The organism is Pseudomonas sp. JV245A, from assembly GCF_032424515.1.
Taxonomy (GTDB): domain Bacteria; phylum Pseudomonadota; class Gammaproteobacteria; order Pseudomonadales; family Pseudomonadaceae; genus Aquipseudomonas; species Aquipseudomonas protegens.
Genome location: NZ_VYKE01000466.1, coordinates 1 through 755, shown reverse-complemented (window position 1 = coordinate 755; position 755 = coordinate 1). Strand labels below are relative to the sequence as shown.

The window sequence follows — 755 nt, the reverse complement described above, 5'->3', positions numbered from 1 at the left end:
CTACACCAAAACTCTGGACGATAGAGATGGGCGGCAGCGACGGCAGCGCAAACCACCAGTCGACGTGATGGGTGGCGATCAGCGAACCGCAAATGAAGAACGCCAGGGTCACCAGCATCCGCGCATTGCCGCCGCCAACGGTGAACAGGGTGCCCGAGGCGCAACCGCCGCCCAACTGCATGCCGATGCCGAAGATGAAGGCACCGAAGATCACCGAGACGCCGGCCGGCGCCACCAGCCCCACCACCGGCTGGCCGAACAGGCTGCCCGCCCCCAGCGCGGGGAAGAACAGCAGCACCGCCAGGGCCAGCATGACCATTTGCGCTCGCAGGCCGGCGCCACGCCGGTCGCGGATGAACACCCGCCAGGCCGAGGTGAAGCCGAAGGCCGCGTGGTACAGGGTCAGCCCCAGGGCAGCGCCCAGCAGCAACAGCAGCACCTGGCGGGCACCCACCTGGGCTTGCAGGAACAGAGCACCGGCCACCAGCAGCAGCAAGGCGAACAGCGGGGCGCCGAACTTGCGTTCAGGCGCCAGGGAGAGGGTCTGGCTCATGGGGGTTCTCGCGCGGGAAATGCTCGCGAGTATACCGCTTCAGGCCCGCCAGGCCTGGCGCAAACGGCTTACCGCAGCCTGTATATCGGCTTCCGGCACAGCCGCGAAGCCCAGCACCAGCCCGGCCCGCTGGTCCTCGGGCAAGGTGGTTTGCGGCAGCCAGTAGCTGCTCAGGCCGGCGACCTCGACCTCCACACTGGCG

General features: G+C 68.3%; 1 protein-coding gene and 1 pseudogene. Both read right to left on the bottom strand.

The window, feature by feature from the left end; translation table 11 throughout:
* Positions 1-553 (bottom strand): YeeE/YedE thiosulfate transporter family protein (locus F6S12_RS32475; protein ID WP_315869953.1); only part of this gene is annotated, 553 nt, incomplete at its 3' end.
* A gap of 39 nt (positions 554-592) precedes the next feature.
* Positions 593-755, bottom strand: a pseudogene (locus F6S12_RS32470) (PLP-dependent aminotransferase family protein); the annotation flags it as partial.